A 23040-nucleotide genomic window follows, 5' to 3' on the forward strand; every position below is an offset into this window, starting at 1 on the left:
ACCCCACGCAGACGTTCGACCGGGTATGACCGACACGGACGGGTCGAACGTCCTCTTCGTCGTACTGGACACGGTCCGGAAGGACCGACTGTCCGTCTACGACCCCGACCGCGAGACGACGCCGCATCTCGCCGAGTTCGCCGAGGAGGCCGCCGTCTTCGAACAGGCCGTCGCACCGGCGCCGTGGACGCTCCCCGTCCACGCCTCGATGTTCACCGGACTGTACCCCAGCGAACACGGGGCCACGCAAGAGGACCCCTATCTGGAGGGGGCGACGACCCTCGCCGAGTCGCTGTCGGCGGCGGGCTACGACACCGCCTGTTACTCCTCGAACGCGTGGATCACGAGTTACACGAACCTCACCGCCGGGTTCGACGACCACGACAACTTCTTCCAGATAATGCCCAGCGAACTCCTCTCGGGGCCACTGGCGACCCTCTGGAAGACGATGAACGACAACGACACCCTCCGAGGGGTCGCGGACCGACTCGTCCAGGCGGGCAACAAGATTCACGAACACCTCGCCGAGGGTGGCGGCGGCGACACGAAGACGCCACAGGTCGTCGACAAGACCATCGACTTCGTCGACGAGAGCGACGACTTCTTCGCGTTCATCAACCTGATGGACGCCCACCTGCCGTACCACCCGCCCGAGGAGTACGCCGAACGGTTCGCGCCCGGCGTCGACTCCACCGAGGTGTGCCAGAACTCGAAGGAGTTCAACTGCGGCGCGCGCGACATCGACGACGAGGAGTGGGACGACATCACGGGGCTGTACGACGCGGAACTGGCCCACATCGACGACCAGTTGGACCGCCTGTTCTCGCACCTCAAGGAGACCGGCCAGTGGGACGATACCACCGTCGTCGTCTGTGCCGACCACGGCGAACTGTTCGGCGAACACGGCCTGTACGGCCACGAGTTCGGCATCTACGACCCGCTGGTGAACGTCCCGCTGATGGTGAAACACCCCGACGTGGAACCGACGCGCGACGAGGAGACGGTGGTCGAACTGGTCGACCTCTACCACACCGTGCTCGACGCCGCCGGGGCCGACGGCCGCGGGAAGTCCCTCGAGTCGGCCCGCTCGCTCCTGTCGACGGACTACCGGGAGTTCGCGGGCGAGGTGGGTGGCGTCCCGCGCGGCGACGTCGGCTTCGTCGAGTACCATCAGCCAGTCGTCGAGTTGCGCCAGCTAGAGGGGAAAGCGAAGGCCGCGGGCATCGAACTGGACGAGCAGTCGCGGTTCTACTCGCGGATGGGCGCGGCCCGCACCGCCGAGGAGAAGTACATCCACTGCACCCGCATCCCGGACGAGGCCTACGACGTGGCCGCCGACCCCGGCGAGACGCAGAATCTGGTCGGGACGGACGACGAACCGGCCGAACTGGAGGAGGCGCTGTGGGACTTCGTCGACGCCGTGGACGCCGACTGGCCGGACGAGGCCGACGGCGCGGACGGCGACGTGCTGGAGGAGATGGACGACGACACCAAAGACCGCCTGCAGGACCTCGGCTACATCGACTGACGTGAGTTCGGACAGCCCCGCGTTCGACTTCGCCGACCGACGGACGCTCGTCCAGATACTGCTGGGCTTTGCCGTCGCGGGGGTCGTCCTCTACCTGCTCGTGGACTTCGTCGGCACCGCGGGCGTCGTCAGCGGTCTCCTCCGGGCCGACCCGGGGTGGCTGGCGCTGGCCTGTCTCTCGACGCTCCTCTGCCTCACCGCGTGGGGGAAGGCCTGGCAAATCGTGCTGGGCGTCGCGGGCATCGACGAGTCCCTCTCGCGACTGGTCGTCACCTACTACGCCGCGACGTTCGCCAACTACGTCACGCCGCTGGGACAGGCGGGGGGCGAACCCTTTATCGCCTACGTCCTCTCGCGGGACACGGAGGCGAGCTATCAGGACAGCCTCGCGAGCGTCGTCACCGCGGACCTGCTGAACCTCTTTCCGTTCGTCACCTTCGCCGGGGTGGGCTTTGCGGCCCTGCTGTACGAGAGTTCGCTCCCCGAGGCCATCGAACCCCTCGCCGGAGGCTTAGTGGTCCTCTCGGTGGGCGTCCCCGTCGTCGCCGCTGTCGGGTGGCGCTACCGGAAGCGACTCGGGCGCACGCTCGTCCGCGCCGCCGAACCGGTGACCCGGCGGACGCCGCGGCTAACCGTCGCGGGCCTGCGCGAGCGACTACGCGAGACCGAGCAGGCCTTCCAGCGCATCGCCCGTGACCGACGTGCGCTGGTGCAGGCGCTCTTTTTCTCGTACGTCGGGTGGGTCTTCTTCGCCCTGCCCCTGTATCTGGTCGCCCAAGCCATCGGGACGGAGCTATCGCTTCTGCTCGTCTTCTTCATCGTCCCCGCGTCGACGCTCGCGGGGTTGGTCCCCTCGCCCGGCGGGTCCGGGGCCGTCGAGACGGCCTTGGTGGTGCTGGTGGTCGCGCTGACGAGCGTCGGCCAGACGGACGCGACGGTCATCGCCATCCTCTACCGGGTCGCCAGTTACGTCTTCGCGCTGTTGCTTGGGGGCGGCGCGGCGCTGTACGTGTTGCGGCGAAACTGAGAAAACGCGGTCGGCAGCGTCAGGTCGTGTTGTGCTCGACGAACGTCGGCCGCCAGTTCGAGAGGTCGCGGATGTCGCGACCGGCGACGCGCCAGTCGTCGTCGAGTGGAATCGGCGAGACGACCATCCGCGTGGGGGTCGCGAGCGGTCTGAGCGGGAGGCGTTGGTCGCTGTGGAAGCCGAACTTCGCGAGAGTCGACTGCGGAATCGACTCGCCGCGGACCGAGACCACCGCCGAATCGGCGTTGTCGGCGAGCACCCGTTCCAGCAGGGCCGGGAGCGCCCGGTCGCGTTCGTCGTCGCCGACCAGCGGCACCACGTCGGCGACTTTCGTGACGGTGTAGGAGTACGCGCTGTCCCACGAGTTCGTCTCTTGGGTCGCGGTGACGACCCCGGCGACGGGACGACCGCCCAGTCGAGCGGTGTAGGCCGTGTACTCCCAGCGCGGGTTGCTGAAGCGGTACTCGAAGAACTGCTCGTCTCGGAAGGCGTGTATCTCGTTTGGGGGACGGCGACGGTAGAGGTCGGCGAGGCGGCGCGAGGGAATATCGGCGTGACGGGTGACCGTCACCTCCGAGGGCACGTCGAGGCCGCGACGGCGAGTGCCGAGGTACCCCGTCGCCGCCGCTTTCCCGAGCGTGCGGGCGAGTCGGTTGTCGCGACCGGCGTAGGTCGCGGGGTCCTGAACCCGGTGGTAGGTGGTGTGTTCGCCCGCGATTTCGAAGCCCTGTTTCACCATCCCCCCGGTGGTCTTCATGTTCGGGACGTTGAACGTGAATTTGGGCGGGCCGTCGGCGTATCCCTCGAAGAGATGCTGGCTCATTCGGCTGAACAGCCCCTTCCGCCGGTGGTCGGCGTCGACCATGGTATCGCCCGACTGGAGGGCGACGTGATGGGTGTCACCGGCGCGCATCTGGAAGGCGAGGTTCGGGCGCGCGCCGACGATTTCGCCGTCGTACTCGGCGACGACGACGGGCGCTTCGTCGAGGTACGGATTGTCCGCGAACTTCCAGTCGAACCAGTCGTCGGGGAACCCGGGCCAGATGCGGTCGTGGAGCGCCATGAACCCCTCGCGGTCGCCCGGTTCGTACCACCGAATCGTGTAGCCGTCGGCGGCGGCCCGTGCGGTGGTCAGTGCTTTAGTCGTCATCGTCGAGGCTCAACCCCGGCACCAGTTTGTCGTCGTTCTGGTGGTAGCGTTGGTACACCTCACAGTGGGTCTCGTGGTCGAACTGGTCCCGGTCGTTGCAGAGGTCGGCCGTCATCGGCGAGACGAACGCCTGCTGTATCAGGCAATACGGCCGTTCGTGGTCGAACGAGTGGTCCTCGTTTTCGTCGCGATATTCGAGGTGTGGACAGACCATCGACGCAGATAGTTCTAGTCGATGGCTATCGTTATACTCCGTATTCTCCGGGTAGCCAGTTTCTAACGTCCCTAACTGGCTGATAGCCGTGTTGTAACGAAGTAGCAATCGGTGCGAGTGAAACCAGTGACATACGACGACTACCACCAACAAAAGAAGGTAATCCTCACGGTCGCGACGACCGGCGCAATCCACGGGAAAGACGCCAATCCGAACCTCCCGGAGCAACCCGAGGAAATCGCGCGGCAGGTGGCCGCGTGTGAGGAACTGGGAGCCTCCATCGCCCACGTCCACGGCCGAAACGAACACGGCGAAAACGACGCGGCGAAGCTACAGGAAGTCAACGACGCCATCAGAGCGCACTGCGACGACATCATCATCCAGAACACGACCGGCGGGCAAGCCCCCTACGAGAACCGCGTCGCCGGTATCCGGACCGACCCGCACCCGGAGATGGCGTCGCTCGACATGGGACCGTTCAAGCGGGACAAACACATCATCACGAACCACACTCGCAACAACATCGAACGGTTGGCCGTCGAGATGCAAGCGAAAGGCATCAAACCCGAGATGGAAGTGTTCAACTCCGGCCAACTCGCCGAAGTCCAACGGCTCATCGACGAGGGAATGATCGAGGAACCGCCCTACATCAACCTCATCTTCGGCGGGTCCTTTACCCCCGCTCGGCCCCGCAACCTCCTGAATATGGTCGACAACCTCCCCGACGGCGCGGAGTTCAACGTCCTCGCCGTCGGCCCGCACCAACTGCCGCTGACGACGATGGCGGTGTTCCTCGGCGGGCACATCCGCGTCGGCATGGAGGACAACCTCTACTACCGCCGCGGCGAGAAAGCACAGAGTAACCAGCAACTCGTGGCGCGTACCGTGGAGATACTCGACCGACTCGACCGCGAACTCGCCACCCCCGACGAAGCACGGGAGATGCTCGGCATGCCAAAGAAACGGGTCGAACAACCGGCCGACGGCGACTGACCCTTACTCGCCCCTCGCGAGGAACCGCCGGACGAGGAGCCAACAGACCGCGCACTGGTACGCCGCCCCGACCGCCAGTAGCGCCCAGACACCGCCGCTCCCGTCGACCCCCCGAACCAGCGCCGCGAGCGGCCAGTACGCCGGAAGGACGCCCGCGAGGTACTGTGCCGGGAGCGGTGCAACGGCGACGACGGCGACCGGCGCAATCACGGAGAGGCCGAAGAACTTGCTCACGGCGATGCCTTCCACCGTGTTGGCCGCGAGACTCGCGAGGACGAGTGCGGTAATCGCGCCGTACAGCGACGCGACGGCGGCGACGGCGACGAGGGTCGCCAGCGGGAGCGCGACCAGTCCCGACAGGGGGACCATCACGAGCGCCGCGAGGAAGCCCGCACCGAGCGTGACGACGCCCCGATAGACGAGATAACCGCGGGCGGTCAGCGGCGTGAGACGGAGCGCGGTAAGCGTCCCCTGTTCGCGGTCTTCGAGCGCGAAGAAACCGACGGCGAACCCGATGATGGTGGGACCGAACAGGACGAACAGCCCGGTTATCTCGGGGTAGTACGCGGCGAGGGCGACCCAGTCCGAGAGGGCGCTCGCGGCGTACGGCACGCCGAACCGACCGACGAGTCCCAACAGGACGGGCGCGAGGCCGATGTACACCAACAGGGGGTCGCGCAACCAGTTCTTCAGGTCCGCCAGCGCCAGCGACGCGACGGGGCCGTACTCCCCACCGACCGACGCCCCTATCGGCGTCCCCGCCGCCTTGTGGTCGGTGACGCCAGCGACGATGTGCCGGTCGACGGCCCGCCCTGCCGCCGCGAACGCGACGACGTTGCCGAGGAGGAGGTAGCCGACGGCGTAGACCAGTTCCCACGTCGGGACAGTCTCGACGGCCGCCCGGAGCAAGACGAGCGACGCTTTGGCGGGCAGGAGGTAGTACAGCGGCGTCTCGAAGAGACCGAGGACCCCGAAGACAGGGAGGCCGAGGACGGTCATGTACGCCAGCGCGGTCATGAAGTAGGCGTTGATGGAGTCGAAGCGGGCGACGGCGACGAACCCGACGAAGACGAACAGCGTCGACGTGAGCGCGACGCCGCCGAGCAAGGCGGGCCACCCGACGCCCGGCCCGTAGCCCAGCACCGCGATGACCGCCGTCGCCAGCAGCGCCAGCAGCGTCAGCGAGAGCGCCTTCGAGCAGACGTACGCCGCCGTCGACAGCGGCGAGGTCACGATGGCGTCGAGGACGCCTTCGCGCTTCTCGAAGAGGACCAGCGCGGCGACGAAGTAAAAGCCCAGAAAACTCGGGTCCGAGAACACGACGAGGACGAACGCCAGCGGTCGGGCGTCGACCGGAACGGCCCGGACTCCAAGCGCGAACGCGAGCGTCAGGACGGCGTACACCGTATAAAAGCCGTATCGCGCTTGCAGTCGCACGTCCCACGGGAGCATCGCCTGGAGTCGGCCAACACTCACCGCAGTTCCCTCCCGGTGACGGCGATGAACACGTCTTCGAGGGTGGCCTCCGCCGAGTGGATGCGCTCGACGCCGCCCGCCCGTAAACGCGCGTGGAAGGCCTCGTCGTCGGCCAGCGTCACCAGGTCGAACTCCGCCGTCTCGACGCCGCCGTTCTCGCGGTAGTCGACCCGGACGGAAGGGGTACCGTGGGCCTGTTTCAGGTCGGCGGGCGCGTCGACCACCGGGAGTTCGCCGTCGACGACGAACGCGACTCGGTCGCACAGGTCGTCGGCGACGGTCATGTCGTGGGTCGTGAGGAAGACGGTGGTTCCGGCGCGCTGTCGCTCGCGGACGATTTCCTTCACGCGGCGGGCGTTCCCGGGGTCCAGCCCCGTCGTCGGTTCGTCCAGCACCAACAGCGGCGGGTCGTGAAGCAGGGCGCGGGCGAGGTTCAGGCGCATCCGCATCCCCTTCGAGTACTCGCCGACTCGCTGGTCGGCGGCGTCGTCCAGCCCCACGCGTTCGAGGAGCGCCATCGGGTCGCGCGTCTCGGCCTCGTACAGCGACCCGAACAGCGAGAGGTTCTCGCGGCCGGTCAGTTTCAGGTAGTGGTTCGGCGACTCCGCCGACACCCCGAGTCGTTCGTAGTACGCGCCGCCCCAGTCGGCCACCTCGCGGCCGAACACCGAGACGCTGCCGTCGTAGTCGTCGCGCAGGCCGGTCAGCACCTTCTGCGTCGTGCTCTTGCCCGCGCCGCTCGGTCCGAGAAAGCCGAACACCTCGCCGCGTTCGATGTCGAACGTGAGTCCGTGTAGCGCCGGGGCGTCCGCGCCCGGGTACGTGTATTCTAGGTCCGCGACGGCGACGACGGGGTCGCTCGTCGGCGTCTCGTCGGCCGTCTCGGCGTGGTCGGCGGTAGCCATCTCGACTCACTATCGAGTTTGAGAACTCATGAATATATCGTTTTTATATTTTTGAGTGGGCGGCGAATCAGAAATAGACGATTCAAGTATTCGCGGTTCCTGATTCGCGTATGAAGGGATTCAGCGACGAGGAGCGCGACCGCATCCGGGCCGCGCTGATGGACGCCGGACGGGACCTGTTCGCCCGCTACGGCCTCCGGAAGACGACCATCGCCGACCTCACCGACCCCGTCGGCATCGGGACGAGCACGTTCTACCAGTTCTTCGACTCGAAAGAGGCCCTGTACGCCGAGATTCTGGAAGCCGAGGAAGAAGCCATCGCCGAGCGCATCATGGCCGCCTCCTTCGAGTCGGAAGACGACCCGCGGGCGGCCATCGAGGCGTTTCTCCACGCTATCTTCGAGGAGATAGAGACGAACCCGCTCATCCGCACGCTCATGGTCGAGGACGAACTCGACCGCCTCGAAGCGCAGTATTCCGCGGAGGAACAGGCCCAGAGCCGCCGGGAGGAACTGGCCTTCATCGTCCCCCACGTCGAGCGCTGGCAGGCCGAGGGCCGACTGCGCGAGGCCGAGGCCGAGACCATCGCTGGCGCGATTCGCGCGATGCCCTTGCTGACGCTCCATCAGGACGACATCGGCGAGAACTACGCGGCGGTGCGCGACCTCCTCATCGAGTCGGTGGCAGCGGGCTTGGTCGCAGAGTAGCGAGCGAGAGCGCGTCGCTCAGTCCCTCGCTTCCCACAACCGAATCAGTCGCGTCAGTGTCTCGTTGACCGGCGCGCGCCCGGCCGCTCGGTCCGCGACGTAGCCGTTGATGGCGTCGATTTCCGTTCGCCGTCCGGCCGCCACGTCCTGCAACATCGACGAGCGGTTCGCCGCGGTGTCCCGAACCACCCGTTCGGTCAGCGAAACGGCCCGGTCGTCCGAGAGGTCGATACCCGCTTTGCGGGCGACGCGGGCCGTCTCGCGGGCGGCGTCGGCGGCGAGTTCGCGGCCCGGGCCGTCGGCGAGCGCGCCGTTCTCGACGCGGGCCAGCGCCGTCGTCGCGTTGACGGCCGCGTTGACCGCCAGTTTCTCCCAGAGACGAGTCGGCATGTCGGCGGCGACGGTGGTCTCGACACCGGCGGCGCGGAACGCCGCCCCCACCTCGTCGGCGATGGCCGACTCGCCCCCCGCACGCGGCCCGAGGACCACCTCACCGCGGCCGGTAAAGTCGACCCGACCCGGTCCGTCGAGGCGCGCGCCGTAGGTGCAGGTCCCGGCCAGTACCGGACACGACAGCGAGGCCGCGAGCGTCTCCTCGTTACCAATCCCGTTCTGGACCGAGAGGCACGCGTCGAGCGCGCAGTCGGCGAGCGCGTCGGCCGCCGCCGCCGTGTCGCCGCTCTTGACCGCCACGATTGCGAGGTCCGCGCTGTCGGGCACATCGGTCCGGGCCGCCGGGTCGACGCGGAAGGATTCGACGCCGACCACGTCCAGTCCCTCGCGCTGGACGGTCCCGACGTGTGGCTCCCGGCCCACGAGCGTCACGTCGTGTTCGCGGGCGAGCATCCCGCCGAGGAGACTGCCGAGACTGCCCGCGCCGACGACAGCGATGTCCATACCCGGTCGGAAGGCGGGGCGCTACAAAAGCGTTCCAGCGACGGACCGCCAGCCACAACCCCACGCGGTCCGAATCGCCGGTATGGACGAGGACGACGCGCGGGCGGACACCGAGCGAGTGAGCGAGGCCATCGAGACGGTGGGCGTCGACCGCCTCCCCGACGCCGTCGTCGACGCGTGGGCGCGGGCCGGACTCGACACCGGCGCGCCGACGTGGCCCGACGAGGAGTCGCGGTTTCGGGTGCGCCCGCGCGCCGAGGACGCGGACGCGCGAGCGGACGCGTTGGCGGCGGTGCTGGACGCCTCGCCGCGCCGCCCCGACTCGCTGTTCGTGTCGCTGGAGGTGGGTCGACGTACCGACCTCACCGGCCGTCCCCGGTTCGAACTGGAGACGCTCTCGGGCCACCCCGAGGTGACCGTCGCGGACGACCACACCGCCGGGACGGTGCCCCTCACGGGCGAGGCGTTCGACGCCGTCGCGACGCTCGCCGAGGACGTGGCCTACCTCGTCGTCAGAGACGCCGACGGCCTCGCGCTGGCGGAGTGGCGCGGCGAGACGGTTCGGTTCGCCGTCCCCGAGACGCGGCTATCGAGCGTGACGGAATCGCTCGACGCGGCGACGGCCGACCGGGTCGAACGCCTCGACTAGTCCTCCTGCCAGTAGTATATCTCCTCTTTCGGCGCGCCGCAGGCCGGACACTCCTCCGGGAGTTGGTCTATCTTCCCCATCTCGCCACACTCCCAGCAGCGCCACATCAGTTCGGCTTCGCCGGCCTTGCCGGTCGAGACGTGTTCGCTCGACAGCGCCTCTATGCCGTCCTCGATGGTCACGTAGAAGCCGTGCTCGTCGAATCCGCGGATGGTCCCGATTTCGTTGCCCTCGTCGTCGTACACTACCTGTCCGAACGCCACGCGGGTCGTCTCGGACTCGGCTGACGTATCACTCATACGTACTGACAGACTCGCCGAAATGTGATAAAGACTAGCGCGAGAAGAGGCTGTTGTGGACGGGTGCGAAGTCGCTGGATTCGTCCGTCTTCTCCCGCGTATCGGAGATGGCGCTTCCGGAGAGGCCGACGTCGAGGAAGTCCGACAGCGGTGGGCCGACGCTGTCGGGTTCGACGAGGAACGCGTCGTGGCCGTAGTCCGAGTCGACGACGTGGTGAGCGACGCCGGTGTCCGTCTCCCGCAGGGCCTCTGCGAGCGACTCGGACTGCTGGGTCGTGAAGTGCCAGTCGCCGGTGAACGACATCACCAGTGCCTCGCCGTCGAAGGCTCCCAGCGCGTCGGCGTCCGATTCGAACCCCGAGGACAGGTCGTAGTTGTCCATCGCCCGCGTCAGGTAGAGGTAGCTGTTGGCGTCGAACCGCTCGACGAACTTCGAGGCGTTGTAATCGAGGTACGACTCCACGTCCCGATAGGGGAAGAAGCGCCCGGCGGGGTCGGTGGGGAACGCGCGTTCGGCCTCCCGCGTCGCCGCGCGGCGACCGAAGCGGCGTTCCATGCTCGACTTCGAGAAGTACATCACGTGGCCGATTTCGCGGGCCAGCGCCAATCCCTCGTCGGGGTGGTCGCCGTCGTAGTAGTGGCCGCCGTTCCAGTGCTGGTCGGTCGTGATGGCGCGGCGGGCGATACCGTCGAGCGCGAGACACTGCGGGTCGAGTCTGGCGGCGGCGGCGATGGGGACGATTTTCTCGACGTGGTCCGGGTGGCGCTTCGCCCACTCCAAGACGTTCATCCCGCCGACGCTGCCGCCGACGACGGCGTACAGCGCGGGGATGCCGAGTTCGTCCAAGAGCGCTCGCTGGGCGTCGGTCCAGTCGGCGACGGTGACCGGCGGGAACTCCGGTCCCCAGGGTTCGCCGGTCTCGGGGTTCTCACTCGACGGCCCGGAGGACCCGTAGCAGGACCCGGGGACGTTCGCGCAGACGACGAAGTACTCTTTCGTGTCGATTGCCTTCCCCGGCCCGACGATGTCGTCCCACCACGCGTAGGCCTGGTCACCCTCTTCGAAGCGGCCGCGCGAGGCGACGTGAGCGCTCCCGGTCAGGGCGTGACAGACGAGGACGGCGTTGTCCCCCTCGAACTCGCCGTAGGTCTCGTAGGCGATTTCCAGTTCCGAGACGGTCTCCCCGCACTGGAACTCGAACTCGCCGACCGAGACGGTCTCCGATTCGACGTTCATGTTGCTGTCTCGATTGCCGCGTTGATATCTTCGAGGATGTCCGCGGGGTCCTCGATGCCGACGCTCATCCGAACGAGGTCCGGGCTGACGCCGCTCGCGCGCTGTTCGTCCTCGGAGAGTTGGGCGTGGGTGGTCGAGGCCGGATGGATGACCAGCGTCTTCGCGTCGCCGATGTTCGCGAGGAACTGCGCCAACTCCGTCTCTTCGCAGAACTGTCGGCTGGCGTCGTAGCCGCCTTCGAGACCGAAGGTGACGACGCCGCCGAACCCGCCCTCCAAGTACGTCTCCGCGAGGTCGTGGGTCTCGTGCGAGTCGAGGCCGGGGTAGGTGACCCACGCCACCTCGGGGTGGGATTCGAGGTGTTCGGCCACGGTGAGCGCGTTCGAGCAGTGCCGCTCCATCCGCAGGGAGAGCGTCTCACAGCCTTGCATGGTGGCCCACGCGTCGAACGGTTTCTGGCCGTCACCGAGCGACCGGAGTCCGCGCTGTCGGACTGCGACACTGAACGCCCGGTCGCCGAATCGCTCCGCGAAGTTCGCGCCGAACGCGGGGTTCTCCGCCCCTATCTCGGGGTACTTCTCGGGGTACTCGCCCCAGGGGAACGACCCGCCGTCGGCGACGACGCCGCCGACGGTCGTCCCGGACCCGTGAATCCACTTCGTCGTCGACTCCCAGACGAGGTCCGCGCCGTGGTCCAGCGGTCGGCAGAGCGCGGGCGTCCCGAACGTGTTGTCGACGAATAGAGGGACGCCGCGGTCGTTGGCCACCTCGGCGATTTCCTCCAGCGGCGGGACCACGAGCGAGGGGTTGCCGATGGTCTCACAGTGGACGTAGGCCGTGTTCTCGTCGATGGCTTCGGCGTAGGCGTCGGGGTCCAGGGTGTCGACGAAGCGCGACTCGATGCCCCGACGGCTGGCGGTGTTGGCGAGGTAGGAGTGGGTGCCGCCGTAGATAGAAGACGCGGAGACCACGTTGTCACCCGCCGACGCGAGCACCGTCGTCGCGGCGTCTAACGCCGCCATCCCGGACCCGGTGGCGACGGCGTCGACGGCGTTCTCCAGGGAGGCGAGACGGTGTTCCAGCATCCGCACCGTCGGGTTGTCGAACCGCGAGTAGACGTTGCCGTCGTCTTCGAGGGCGTAGCGGTCGGCGGCCGTCTCCGCGTCTTCGAAGACGTACGACGACGTCTGATAGATCGGTGGGGCGCGTGCGCCCGTCGCCGGGTCCGGTTCCTCCTGTCCGGCGTGGACGCATCTCGTCCCGAATCCGTAGCGCTCGGTCATGTGCAGTATGCATATATCTCTACGCATCTATAACCAAGAGTTACGGCAAAACTCTCCCCGAGCGGTTCGGTACCGACCCGCGCGGTTACGCCGTCGTCTGTGTCGTCAGCGTCGTCTCCTGCCCCGTCGTCTCGTCGACGACGGTCACCTCCTGTGCCCGCAACGAGACGGTTTCGAGCGTCTCCGGGAGACCGGACCGTGCCAGCGTCGTCTGGAAGATACCGGTCACCACGGCGTTTCTGAGACGCAGGCGGCGGACCGGTTGTAGACTCCCACTGTCAGTCGGGCCGAAGAACACCACCTCAGGGTTCCCTATCGGAGCGCGGTTCTGGAATCGCTGGTACAGCGGGACCGAGGCGGTGTCGGCCGCCTTGACCACGACCACCTCGCCGATGGCGACCTGACTCTGCCGCACGTCGTCGCCCGGGACGTCGACCTGCCACTCGACGGCCAGCAACGTCGACGCGTCTTCGAGGTCGGGCCGCGGCGTCGAAAACGGCTCCCCGACGATGTCGCGGGCGTTGTAGAGAAGGTATGCGTTTGCCGCCTCGTCGACGGCGGGCGCGTCGGGCGACACCTGCGGGTGGACGCCCGCCATCGGCGTCCCACCCGCGATGCCCGTCCCCAGTAACCCACCGGCCGCGAGGCCGCCAAACTTCATGAAGTCGCGTCGGTTCGCGGCGAACTCCTCGCCGTCCTCCTGTTCGTCCCCGGTCATGTGACTACTCCAGTTACTCCAGTGCGTGTCGTCGGCATCGTTTCCTCCGACCACCACCACGATTGTTGACAATTTAGTAATGATTCGATGGCCGCAGCTAAGAGTGTCCTTCCGGTGTGCAACTGGCACCGAACCGGCCGGACCCCGGAGGATACAAACCCCCGGCGGCGCAACCACGAGACCATGACAGACGCCGACGAGACGGTCCGGTGCTGGCTGGTCGAACGGTCCAGTTACGGCGACGAGCGGATGGTGACGCTCGTCTACGCGACGCCCGACGGGGACCGTCACCTGACCAAGCAGTTCTCGACGAACCTCCTGCTGCGAAAGACAGTGACCGCCGCCCTCGACGTGGAACCCGACCGCCTCGAACCGGTCGCCGACGCGGACACCCGCGAGCAGTACGCCGCCGAAGCCCGGCGGATGGCCGAGACGCACGACCCCGACGAGGAGGTCTGACCCCCCGACCTGTCGGCAGAAAAGACGAAAGACTATACCCGAGGCCAGCACAACCGGCCCGTATGACCGCCATCGAACTGGACGGCCTCCGAAAGGAGTTCGGGGACGTCCTCGCCCTGAACGGAGTGGACCTCACCGTCGAGGAGGGGGAGGTTTTCGGCTTCCTCGGTCCCAACGGGGCCGGGAAGTCGACGACCATCAACATCCTCCTCGACTTCGTCCGCCCGACGGCGGGGTCCGCGACGGTCCTCGGCCGCGACGTCCACGAGGAGTCGAAAGCCATCCGCCAACGCATCGGCGTCCTCCCGGAAGGCTACGACGTGTACGAGCGCCTGACCGGCCGCGAACACGTCGAGTTCGCCATCGAGTCGAAAGACGCCGACGACGACCCGATGGAACTGCTCGAACGGGTCGGCGTCGCCGACGCCGCCGACCGCCGAGCGGGCGGGTACTCCAAAGGGATGAAACAGCGCCTCGTGCTGGCGATGGCGCTGGTCGGCCAACCGGACCTCCTGATTCTGGACGAACCCACCACGGGGTTGGACCCCAACGGCGCGCGGAAGATGCGCGAACTCGTCATCGAGGAGAGCGAACGCGGCGCGACGGTGTTCTTCTCCTCGCACATCCTCGGCCAAGTCGAGGCCGTCTGTGACACCGTCGGCATCCTCCAAGACGGCGAACTCATCGCGAAAGACAGCGTCGAAGGCCTCCGTTCTGCCGCACAAGGCGACATGCGCCTGACCGTCACCGTCGACGACACCGACGGCCTCGACGCGGCGGCCGACTCGGTCCGAAGCCTCCCCGAAGTGTCGAACGTCAGCGTCACCAACGACCGCGTCACCGTCAACTGTGACGGCGGCGCGAAGATGACCGTCCTCAACACCTTCGAGGACGCGGGCCTCACCGTCGCCGACTTCGAGACCGAGGAGGCGTCGCTGGAGGACCTCTTTAGCGCCTACACCGAGCGGCAGGAACGGGAGGTGGAGGCGTGAGCACCACCAGCGAGGGCGGCCTCGCGGGCCTCGACAGTCTGCTCCGGAACACCTTCGAGTGGTACACCGTCGCGAAGAAGGAGTTCAAAGACGCCATCCGCTCGAAGGGGCTCTGGCTGCTGGGCCTCATCTTCACAACCGCCTTCATCGCGCCCGTCGCGCTGGCGCTGTACTTCGACATCGGCGTGAGCCAGCAGGGACAGGGCCTCGGGATGCAACTGCTCCTGTCGAGCGTCTACCTCAACATGGTGACGTTCCTGTTGCCCATCGTCGCCATCTTCGTCGGCTTTGCCGCCATCTCGAAAGAGCGCACGTCGGGGTCGCTGAAGATACTGCTCTCGCTCCCGCATTCGCGCCGGGACGTGATTATCGGCAAAGTGCTCGGCCGCTGTGCCGTCTTGGGCGTGCCGCTGGCCGCCTCACTGGCCATCACCGCCGTCTTCCTGACGGCCTCGCGACTGACCTTCAAGCCGGAACTGTTCGGCCTGTTCTCGCTCTTTACCGTGGTGTTCGCCGTCGTCTTCGTCGCCATCGTCGTCTCCATCTCCGGGGCGTTCGCCAAGAGCCTCTGGTCCGGCGCGGCGAACTTCCTCGTGTACTTCTACTTCACCTTCCTCTGGAACTCCGGCGCGAACGGCGTCGGCAACATCCTCAGCAACGAACTCGGCGTCACCGGCGCGATTCGCTGGCACGTCGTCCTCCTGTTGAAACTCGTCAACCCCAATCAGGCGTACAAGACCCTCGTCCGGTCGATGCTCAACTCCGGCGAGGCCCCCGCGCTCAGCGCGCGCTACGCGATGTTCAGTCAGGGCGAGGCGGCCAGTCGGACCATCTGCGGGCAGGTCCTCAACGGGTCGCCGCAGGCCCAAGACGGACTGTTCGGCACCATCATCAACTGCGCGCCCGGGTCCGGGTCCCTGCCGATATTCTACTCGGACGCCGCCGTCCTCCTGTTCATGCTCGTGTGGGTCGGCATCGCCGCCACCGTCAGCTACTACACGTTCAACCTCGCGGACCTGTAGAACGGAACGACGGCTCGTCCGCCGTTCGCGTTTCTCGGACCTCGAACGACAGTCAAAAAGTCCCGCCCCGCAGCTGTATCAGCGACCGAATCGACTTTCAGAGCCGGTCCATCACTCGATTTCGACGCCGTACTCCGCGAGTTTCGCCTCGAATCCGTCTCGTCCGTCCAGCAGTTCCACGTCGTTCGCTTCGGCGTCCTCCCGCTTTCGCTGACCCGCGTTCGCGCCCACGACGAGGAAGTCCGTGTTGCCCGAGACGCTACCGGTCGCGGAGCCACCGTGTCGCTCGACGATGTCCTGTGCGTCGCCGCGCGTGAGGCCGTCGAGCGACCCCGTGAACACGAACGTTAGCCCGTCGAGAGCGTCACCGCCCGTCTCCGCCGCGGCCTGCGGGTCCACGTGGTCGAGCAGTCGGTCCAGCACCTCGCGGTTGCCCTCGCTCTGGAAGAAGTCGACGAGGCTGGCGGCGACGGCCGGTCCCACGTCGGGCACCGTCTCGAACGCCTCTCGGTCTCCCTCCTCGCCCGCCTCGCGGATAGCCTCGAACGTGCCGAATTCGACGGCGAGGTTCCGCGCGGTGACGCTCCCCACGTCGTGGATGCCCAGCGCGACGAGGAAGTCCGAGAGCGGCGGGTCGCGGGCCGCATCGAGTTCGTCGACGAGGTTCTGCGCGCTCGTCTCGCCCCAGCCCTCCAGGTCGGCGAGTTCCGCGACGTCGAGGGCGTAGAGGTCGGCGGCGTCGTGGACCAGTCCCGCGTCGAGTAACTGCTCGACGGCTTTCTCGCCCAGGCCCTCGATGTCGAGGGCGTCGCGGCTGGCGTAGTGTTCGATGGAGCGCTCGCGCTGGGCGGCACAGGAGAGGCCGCCGGTGCAGAAGGCCATCGGACCGTCGCGCTCGACGGCGCTGTCACAGACCGGGCACGTCTCGGGGAACGCGAAGTGGCCCTCGTCCGCTTTCTCGACCACCTCGACCACGTCCGGAATCACGTCACCCGCGCGCTTGATGCGGATGCGGTCGCCCACGTCGACGCCCAACTCGGCGATGAGCGAGGGGTTGTGCAGCGACGCGCGGGTGACCGTGACGCCGCCGACTTCGACCGGGTCCATCAGCGACACGGGCGTCAGACGGCCGGTCCGGCCCACCTGCACGACGATGTCCCGGACCGTCGTCTCCTCCTTCCGGGCCGGGAACTTGTAGGCGAACGCCCACCGCGGGGCGCGACTGGTCGCCCCCAGCAGGTCACACGCCGCGGTGTCGTTCACTTTCAGGACGACGCCGTCTATCTCGTAGTCGAGGTCGTCACGGGCGTCGAGTTGCTCGTCGCGGTAGTCGATAGCCGCCTCGATGTCGTCGACGACACGCGTGCGGTCGCAGACGCGCAGGCCCCACTCGGGGAACCGCTCGTGACGTTCGGCGTGGCTCTCGAAATCGGCCGTCGACTCCAGCACGCCGAAGAAGAAGACCGAGAGCGGGCGCTGGGCGGTGACCGTCGGGTCTAACTGCCGCAGCGTCCCGGCGGCGGCGTTCCGCGGGTTGGCGAACGGGTCTTTCCCGTCTTCGACGCGTTCGCGGTTGTACTGAGTGAACGCGGCGCGGGGCATGTACACCTCGCCGCGGACCGCCAGAAAGTCCGGGTAGTCCCCGCGCAGACGCTGGGGGACGCTGGCGATGGTGCGGACGTTCGCGGTCACGTCCTCGCCCACCTCGCCGTCCCCGCGGGTCGCCGCCCGCTGGAACACCCCGTCCTCGTAGACGATTTCCACGGAGAGGCCGTCGAACTTCGGTTCGCAGAAGTACTGCACGTCGTCGTCGTAGTCGGCCTCGTCGAGGCCCCGGTGGACTCGCTCGTCGAACTCGCGGGCGTCGTCGGCCGCGCCGCCCTGGTCGATAGACCCCATCGTGGCGACGTGTTCGACCTCGCCCAGTTCCTCTAAGGGTTCGCCGCCCACGCGCTGGGTCGGACTCCCCGAGGTGTCGAGGTCGAACGCGCCTTCGAGGGCCTGTAACCGGGCAAAGAGAGCGTCGTACGTCCGGTCGCCGACGACGGGGTCGTTCTCGACGTAGTAGCGGTAGTCGTGATAGCGGACGGCCTCGCGCAACTGTGCGGCCTGTTCGCGGGCCGTCGCCGCGTCGAGGTCTTCGACGGGGTCGAACTCGGTGTCCGGGTCGGAGACGTAGGGGTTGTCCGCAAGGTCCGAATCGGAGATGGCTGCCATTACCCGCTCTCCGGGGGCCGGGCACTAAGCCGCTACGTCACGTTGTCGAAAAGCGACAGTCGCGGTTACAGGTCCGCTACGTCTTCGATGGCGTCGGTGAGTTCCTTGATGCTCTCGACGGTGTGTTCGCCCATGTGACCGATGCGGAACGTCTTCTCGCCGAGCGCCGACCCGTAGCCGTTCGAGAACACCATGTCGTACTCCTCGCTCACGGCGTCGATGGTCTCTGCGACGTCGATGCCCCGCGTGTTCTCGATGCAAGAGACCGTCTGGGAGCGATACCCCTCTTCGGCGAAGAGGTCGAAGTGTTCGCGGGCCCAGTCGTGGACGTACTCGGTCATCTCCGCGTGGCGCTGGTCACGACCCTCGTGGGTCTCTTCGAGCATGTACTTCATCTGCTTGCGGTAGGCCAGCATGACGGGAATCGCGGGCGTGGAGTGGGTCTGCCCCTTCCGGTCGTAGTAGTCCAGACAGCGCTGGAAGCCGCCGTACCACGACGCCGACTCCTTGTCCACTTCGCGGTCGTAGGCGTCGTCGCTGACGACACAGACCGCGAGGCCGGGCGGCATGGCGAAGGCCTTCTGGGTCGAGGCGAAGATGACGTCGATGTCGTGCTCGTCGATATCGACGTAGTCGCCGCCGAGCGCGGAGACGGCGTCGACCACGAAGTAGGTGTCCGGGTACTCCGCGACGACGTCGCCGATTTCCTCGATGGGGTTTCGGACGCCCGTCGAGGACTCGTTCATGACGGTCGCCACGACGTCGTAGTGCTTGTCGCTCTGCTCCAGCGTCTCGCGAATGTCCTCGGGTTTGATGGCCTGTCCCCACTCGTACTCGAGGCGGTCGACGTCCTTCCCGAGCCGTTCGGCGACGTTCGCGTGGCGCTCGCTGAAGCTCCCGCAAGTCGGCACGAGGATGTTCTCGTCGACGAGGTTGAGCGTCGACGCCTCCCAGAACTCCGTCCCGGAAGCCGTGAGGATGACGACCTCGTTGTCGGTGCCGAGGAACTCCTTGGTGTCTTCGACGATGGTCGTGTAGAGGTCCGTCATCCGGTCCATCCGGTGGCCGAACATCGGTTGGGCCATCTCCTGGATGACGTCCTCGCGGACCTCTGTCGGGCCGGGGATGTACAGCGTCTTCTCGGGGTAATCGCCTGTGTATTCGCTTTTCTTGGTCACGGGAGCCACCTTGGTAGGTGGAGACTGCACCCCGGAGGGCATGGTAGTTTTGATACCGGCGCGAGAGCATGCCGCCCGACTACGGCGTCGAAAGCGTCGGTTCGAACACCGCGTCGTAACCGAGCAGTCGGTCCGTCTCGCGGGCGAACGCGGCGACCGGTCCCTCGGTAGTGACCGTGGCCGACCGCCCGTCGGTCGAGCGCTGGTTCGCCAACAGCGAGTCGACGACCGAGCGAACCCGACTGTCGATGTCGGGCAGGCGGAGCGTCGCTTCGGGGTCGCCCTCGGCCGGGTCCAGTTCGAGCACCCAGTACACTTTCGTCTCGAAGAAGCCGTTATCAGTGCCGGTGTGTCGGACCGCGCGATAGGTCGCGTTCTCGTAGCGGACGGCGTTGCCGAGCAACTCGTCCAGTATCCACTGCGCGGTGGGTCGCTGAATCGGGACCTCGGCGCGGCCGTCGCCGACGGCTTCGGCGACCGCATCCCGCCGGGCCTTCGGGAGGTCGGCCGCGTCGTACACCGTCGCGGTCGGCGACGGGTCGTTCACTTCCGTCAGGTCGAGTTTGACCGTGACGTGCGCGCCCGAGTCGAGAGCGAGGGCGTACGTGCCGCCCGCGTCGCCGACGGGGTCCTCGACCGCGACTCGGTCGACGCCGCCGAGCGGGATTTCGGGGGCCTGTACCGGCGTCTCGACGACGCCCCGTGCGGGTGCGTCACCGGCCGCGGCGTGTCGAATGGCGTCGGCGAACGGTCGCCGATAGACTGTCACCGGTCCCGACGCGAACGGGTCGCCCCGGACCGGACCGAGCGTGAGCGTCCGTTCACTCGGCGTCGGGGAGGCGGTCCGCCGGTCGGGCGCCGACGAGTCGGTTGGCTGGTCGGAGGGCGCCGTCCCGGACGTGTCCGGCCGCGAGGAACAGCCAGCGAGGAGGGCACTCACCGCCCCGAGGACGGCGCGGCGGGTCGGCGTGTTCGGAGGGGAGAGGGAGGGCATCGCCGGAATCCACCGCCGCCCGAGGTAAGTGCCTTGTGCGCCTACTCGGCCGCCACCTTGCGGGTCACGAACAGCACCACCCCGGCGTAGACGATGGGACCTGCGAGGTTCCAGACGCTCGCTGGGCGTCCGAAGAGGAGTGCGGCGAGGAGCCACAGGACGAACGGGACGACGGCGAGGGCCGTCCCGCCGTCGCGTATCGCCTCTCGGACGGTGGGCTGGTTGGCGGCGAAAACGCCGATTCCGACGCAAGCCGCGAGATACAGCAGCGTCACGCCCGGCGGGGAGACGATGGGGAGCGTCACCAGCGCGGCGAAACCGAGAACCACGCCGACGGCCGTCGTCCCCCCGTCGAACCTGTCGGTGGCGACGAGAACGCCGTCGAAATCGCCCGATTCGAGCGCCGACTGGAGTCGTGCGCCCTCACCGCTCGCGAGATAGCCGCCGTCCGCGTCGACGGGGGCCTCGAAGTCGGCCCCGCAGTGCATGCACCACGTCGCCGTCGCACTGACCTTCTCCGAGCAGTGCGGACAGCGGGGGTCGCTGACCATGTCTCCTCTCGAACGGGTGACGAGTTAGCCGTTTGGGACGGGAGATTGAAATCGGATGGTGCACATACGGAGCGTATGGACTGGGTGGCGCGGGCCGGTGACCTGCTGTACGACGGCGAGTCGATACAGGAGCACGTCCGCGTCGACGAGGCGGGCGTCGTGGTGACGACCCACCGCGTCCTCGCGTTCACCCCGAACCGCGAGGGGGCGAACTTCCAGCAGGTCGACCGACCCAACGTCGACGGCGTGGAACTCGCGAGCGGCGGCGAGACGGCGTTTCTCGAACAGGGCGCGAAGGCGGGCGTCGCCGGGGTGGCCCTCCTCGGCGCGAGCCAGTTCGTCAATCTCGACGGCCTCGCGGCGGGCGTTTCGATGGGGGGCGGGGCGACGGGTGCGGCCGGTCTCGGGCAGATGATGGGTCTGCTCCAGACGATGCTGGGACTGATGGCCCGACTGGACGACATCATGCTCCTCTTTGGCGGCCTCGCACTCGCGTTCGCCGTCGTGCCGCTCGGCGTCTACCTCTGGAGTCGCGAACGACTGCTCGTCGTCTCGGTGGCTGGCGGGGAGGACATCGAACTCCCCGCCCCCGGGGACGACGCCGTCGTCGACGACCTGCGGGCGGCGCTGTGGTCTGAGGGTCCCGGGAACGGCGGCCACGCCTCGTCCGTCCCCGACGACCCGCTGGCGTGACGTTCAACTCCGCCGAGCGCCAACTGGTGAGCGATGGATTCAGACGGCGTTCGCGAGCGGGCCAGCGAGTTCCCCCGAGAGCCGGGCGTCTATCAGTTCGAGGACGACGAGGGGCGCGTGCTGTACGTCGGGAAGGCCGTCGACCTGCGGAGTCGCGTGCGGTCTTACGCCGACCCGCGCAGTAATCGCATCGCGAAGATGGTCGAGCGCGCCACCGTCCTCGACTTCGCGGTGACCGACACGGAGACGCAGGCCCTCCTCCTCGAAGCGAACCTCATCAAGCGCCACCGCCCGCCGTACAACGTCCGCCTGAAAGACGACAAGTCCTACCCGCTAGTCCAACTCACCGACCACGCCGTCCCCCGCATCGAAGTCACTCGCGACCCGGACGACGGCGCGACGGTGTACGGCCCCTTCACCGACAAGGGCCGCGTCGAGACGGTGCTGAAGGCCCTCCGGGAGACGTACGGCCTGCGCGGGTGTTCGGACCACAAGTACCGGAACCGCGAGCGGCCCTGTCTGGACTACGAGATGGGCATCTGTACCGCCCCCTGCACGGGCGAGATTAGCGAGGCCGACTACGCCGCCGACGTGGAGAGCGTTCACCGCTTCTTCGAGGGCGAAGTCGGCGTCCTCGCAGACCCGCTGCGTCGAGAGATGGAAGCCGCCGCCGCCGAGCAGGCCTTCGAGCGCGCGGCCAACCTCCGAGACAAACTCGACGCCGTCGAAGCCCTCCACGGCCAGGGCGACGCCGCGGTCAGCGACACGCACGCGACGGCCGCGACGGACGTACTCGGGGCCGCCGTCGAAGGGGAACGAGCCGTCGTCGCCCGACTCCACGCCGAGGGCGGGAAACTCGTCGAACGCGAGCGCCACACGCTCGACGCCCCGGACGGCGAGGGTCCCGCCGGGGTGTACCGGGCGTTCATCACGCAGTACTACGCCGAGCGAGAGCTTCCGGGCGCGATTCTGTGCGCCGAAGACCCCGCCGACGCCGAGATAGCGAGATGGCTCGAAACCGAGGGCGTCGACCTGCGCGTGCCCGGGGCCGGGCGCGAGGCGACGCTCGTCGACCTCGCGCTGAAGAACGCCCGCCAACGCGGCGGGGCCGACGACGGCGTCGGGGCGCTGGCCGACGCGCTAGGTATCGACCGCCCGCGGCGAATCGAGGGGTTCGACGTGAGCCACGCGCAGGGCCGGAGCGTCGTCGGGTCGAACGTCACCGCCGTCGACGGCAATCCCGAGAAGTCGGACTATCGGCGGAAGAAACTCACCGAGCGCAACGACGACTACGCGAACATGCGCGAACTGGTCCGCTGGCGGGCCGAACGCGCCGTCTCCGGCCGGGACGACCGGCCCGACCCGGACCTCCTCCTCATCGACGGCGGCGACGGGCAGTTGGGCGCGGCGGGAGACGCACTGGCCGAGACGGGGTGGGACGTGCCCGCCATCGCGCTCGCGAAAGACGAGGAACTCGTGATTACCCCCGACGGCGTGTACGACTGGCCTGACGACGCCCCCCATCTGCACCTCCTCCAGCGAGTCCGCGACGAAGCCCACCGCTTCGCGGTGCAGTACCACCAGACGCTCCGGGACGAGGTGTCGACGGCGCTGGACGACGTTCCCGGCGTGGGTCCGGAGACGCGAAAACGACTGCTCCGGCGCTTCGGGAGCGTCGAGAACGTCCGCGCGGCGTCGGCGGAGGAACTGACCACCGTCGACGGCGTCGGCGACGCGACGGCCGAGACGATTCGGACCCGTCTCGGCTAATTCTGTATCGCAGATGGCGATTTATCACCCGACTACGCGTGGCCTGCGTACACAGCGTCGAAAACGCCCCGATAGTCCGTA

23 protein-coding genes are annotated in these 23040 nt (G+C 67.6%); 10 read left to right on the forward strand and 13 right to left on the reverse strand.

What is annotated here, in order from left to right:
- Positions 1-25: 25 nt before the first annotated feature.
- Both NJQ44_RS17150 and NJQ44_RS17155 read left to right on the forward strand, forming a co-directional pair.
- Positions 26-1528: a sulfatase family protein gene (locus tag NJQ44_RS17150; protein WP_254272553.1), complete on the forward strand. Its 1503-nt coding sequence runs from the start codon at positions 26-28 to the stop codon at positions 1526-1528.
- A 1-nt stretch (position 1529) separates the two neighbouring features.
- Positions 1530-2555, forward strand: coding sequence for a lysylphosphatidylglycerol synthase transmembrane domain-containing protein (locus NJQ44_RS17155; RefSeq protein ID WP_254272554.1), 1026 nt, complete (start codon positions 1530-1532; stop codon positions 2553-2555).
- A 19-nt stretch (positions 2556-2574) separates the two neighbouring features.
- On the opposite strand, the gene NJQ44_RS17160 is transcribed toward NJQ44_RS17155, so the two are convergent.
- Positions 2575-3705: a GNAT family N-acetyltransferase gene (locus tag NJQ44_RS17160; protein WP_254272555.1), complete on the reverse strand. Its 1131-nt coding sequence runs from the start codon at positions 3703-3705 to the stop codon at positions 2575-2577.
- Positions 3695-3919: a hypothetical protein gene (locus NJQ44_RS17165; protein WP_254272556.1), complete on the reverse strand. Its 225-nt coding sequence runs from the start codon at positions 3917-3919 to the stop codon at positions 3695-3697. The genes NJQ44_RS17160 and NJQ44_RS17165 overlap by 11 nt, the downstream gene beginning before the upstream one ends.
- 126 nt (positions 3920-4045) lie before the next feature.
- On the opposite strand from NJQ44_RS17165, the gene NJQ44_RS17170 reads away from it, so the two are divergent.
- On the forward strand, positions 4046-4912 hold the full coding sequence (locus NJQ44_RS17170) for a beta-keto acid cleavage family enzyme (protein WP_254272557.1): 867 nt from the start codon (positions 4046-4048) through the stop codon (positions 4910-4912).
- Positions 4913-4915: 3 nt separating this feature from the next.
- Here NJQ44_RS17170 and NJQ44_RS17175 read toward each other — a convergent pair whose 3' ends face one another.
- The gene (locus NJQ44_RS17175; protein WP_254272558.1) at positions 4916-6388 is read right to left on the reverse strand and encodes an ABC transporter permease; all 1473 of its coding nucleotides are present in this window, start codon (positions 6386-6388) and stop codon (positions 4916-4918) included.
- Complete coding sequence (locus NJQ44_RS17180) at positions 6385-7293, reverse strand: ABC transporter ATP-binding protein (protein ID WP_254272559.1); 909 nt, start codon at positions 7291-7293, stop codon at positions 6385-6387. Before NJQ44_RS17180 ends, NJQ44_RS17175 begins: the two co-directional genes overlap by 4 nt.
- 110 nt (positions 7294-7403) lie before the next feature.
- Between NJQ44_RS17180 and NJQ44_RS17185 the strand changes: the two genes are divergently transcribed.
- Positions 7404-8000, forward strand: coding sequence for a TetR/AcrR family transcriptional regulator (locus NJQ44_RS17185; protein WP_254272560.1), 597 nt, complete (start codon positions 7404-7406; stop codon positions 7998-8000).
- Between the two features lie 18 nt (positions 8001-8018).
- On the opposite strand, the gene NJQ44_RS17190 is transcribed toward NJQ44_RS17185, so the two are convergent.
- On the reverse strand, positions 8019-8897 hold the full coding sequence (locus NJQ44_RS17190) for a ketopantoate reductase family protein (protein WP_254272561.1): 879 nt from the start codon (positions 8895-8897) through the stop codon (positions 8019-8021).
- 82 nt (positions 8898-8979) lie between these two features.
- Between NJQ44_RS17190 and NJQ44_RS17195 the strand changes: the two genes are divergently transcribed.
- The gene (locus NJQ44_RS17195) at positions 8980-9546 is read left to right on the forward strand and encodes a hypothetical protein (RefSeq protein WP_254272562.1); all 567 of its coding nucleotides are present in this window, start codon (positions 8980-8982) and stop codon (positions 9544-9546) included.
- On the opposite strand, the gene NJQ44_RS17200 is transcribed toward NJQ44_RS17195, so the two are convergent.
- From NJQ44_RS17200 to NJQ44_RS17215, 4 genes are all read right to left on the reverse strand, one after another.
- On the reverse strand, positions 9543-9845 hold the full coding sequence (locus NJQ44_RS17200; protein WP_254272563.1) for a DUF7130 family rubredoxin-like protein: 303 nt from the start codon (positions 9843-9845) through the stop codon (positions 9543-9545). The two genes, NJQ44_RS17195 and NJQ44_RS17200, sit on opposite strands and share 4 nt — an antisense overlap.
- A 34-nt stretch (positions 9846-9879) precedes the next feature.
- Positions 9880-11082 carry a homoserine O-acetyltransferase MetX gene (gene metX, locus NJQ44_RS17205; protein WP_254272564.1) on the reverse strand — a complete coding sequence of 401 codons (1203 nt, stop codon included), beginning with the start codon at positions 11080-11082 and terminating at the stop codon, positions 9880-9882.
- Positions 11079-12365 carry an O-acetylhomoserine aminocarboxypropyltransferase/cysteine synthase family protein gene (locus tag NJQ44_RS17210; RefSeq protein WP_254272565.1) on the reverse strand — a complete coding sequence of 429 codons (1287 nt, stop codon included), beginning with the start codon at positions 12363-12365 and terminating at the stop codon, positions 11079-11081. The genes metX and NJQ44_RS17210 overlap by 4 nt, the downstream gene beginning before the upstream one ends.
- A gap of 85 nt (positions 12366-12450) precedes the next feature.
- Positions 12451-13083, reverse strand: a complete 633-nt coding sequence (locus NJQ44_RS17215; protein WP_254272566.1) for a type VI secretion system tube protein Hcp — start codon at positions 13081-13083, stop codon at positions 12451-12453.
- 183 nt (positions 13084-13266) lie between these two features.
- On the opposite strand from NJQ44_RS17215, the gene NJQ44_RS17220 reads away from it, so the two are divergent.
- From NJQ44_RS17220 to NJQ44_RS17230, 3 genes are all read left to right on the forward strand, one after another.
- A complete protein-coding gene (locus tag NJQ44_RS17220) occupies positions 13267-13542 on the forward strand; it encodes a DUF7967 family protein (protein ID WP_254272567.1) in 276 nt (91 codons plus the stop codon).
- A gap of 62 nt (positions 13543-13604) precedes the next feature.
- Complete coding sequence (locus tag NJQ44_RS17225) at positions 13605-14534, forward strand: ABC transporter ATP-binding protein (RefSeq protein WP_254272568.1); 930 nt, start codon at positions 13605-13607, stop codon at positions 14532-14534.
- The gene (locus NJQ44_RS17230; RefSeq protein WP_254272569.1) at positions 14531-15556 is read left to right on the forward strand and encodes an ABC transporter permease subunit; all 1026 of its coding nucleotides are present in this window, start codon (positions 14531-14533) and stop codon (positions 15554-15556) included. Before NJQ44_RS17225 ends, NJQ44_RS17230 begins: the two co-directional genes overlap by 4 nt.
- Before the next feature lie 111 nt (positions 15557-15667).
- Here the strand turns inward: NJQ44_RS17230 and ligA are convergent, their stop codons facing one another.
- From ligA to NJQ44_RS17250, 4 genes are all read right to left on the reverse strand, one after another.
- Entirely contained in the window at positions 15668-17773 is a 2106-nt protein-coding gene (gene ligA, locus NJQ44_RS17235; RefSeq protein ID WP_254272570.1) for an NAD-dependent DNA ligase LigA, read from the reverse strand.
- Between the two features lie 65 nt (positions 17774-17838).
- Complete coding sequence (locus tag NJQ44_RS17240) at positions 17839-18951, reverse strand: pyridoxal-phosphate-dependent aminotransferase family protein (protein WP_254272571.1); 1113 nt, start codon at positions 18949-18951, stop codon at positions 17839-17841.
- Positions 18952-19030: 79 nt separating this feature from the next.
- Positions 19031-19945: a DUF7979 domain-containing protein gene (locus tag NJQ44_RS17245; RefSeq protein ID WP_254272572.1), complete on the reverse strand. Its 915-nt coding sequence runs from the start codon at positions 19943-19945 to the stop codon at positions 19031-19033.
- A 41-nt stretch (positions 19946-19986) separates the two neighbouring features.
- Complete coding sequence (locus tag NJQ44_RS17250) at positions 19987-20496, reverse strand: zinc ribbon domain-containing protein (RefSeq protein ID WP_254272573.1); 510 nt, start codon at positions 20494-20496, stop codon at positions 19987-19989.
- A 75-nt stretch (positions 20497-20571) separates the two neighbouring features.
- On the opposite strand from NJQ44_RS17250, the gene NJQ44_RS17255 reads away from it, so the two are divergent.
- Both NJQ44_RS17255 and NJQ44_RS17260 read left to right on the forward strand, forming a co-directional pair.
- Positions 20572-21189 carry a hypothetical protein gene (locus tag NJQ44_RS17255; RefSeq protein WP_254272574.1) on the forward strand — a complete coding sequence of 206 codons (618 nt, stop codon included), beginning with the start codon at positions 20572-20574 and terminating at the stop codon, positions 21187-21189.
- A 33-nt stretch (positions 21190-21222) separates the two neighbouring features.
- Positions 21223-22959: an excinuclease ABC subunit C gene (locus NJQ44_RS17260; protein WP_254272575.1), complete on the forward strand. Its 1737-nt coding sequence runs from the start codon at positions 21223-21225 to the stop codon at positions 22957-22959.
- Positions 22960-23040: the final 81 nt, after the last annotated feature.

Source organism: Haloarcula marina (assembly GCF_024218775.1).
GTDB lineage: Archaea > Halobacteriota > Halobacteria > Halobacteriales > Haloarculaceae > Haloarcula > Haloarcula marina.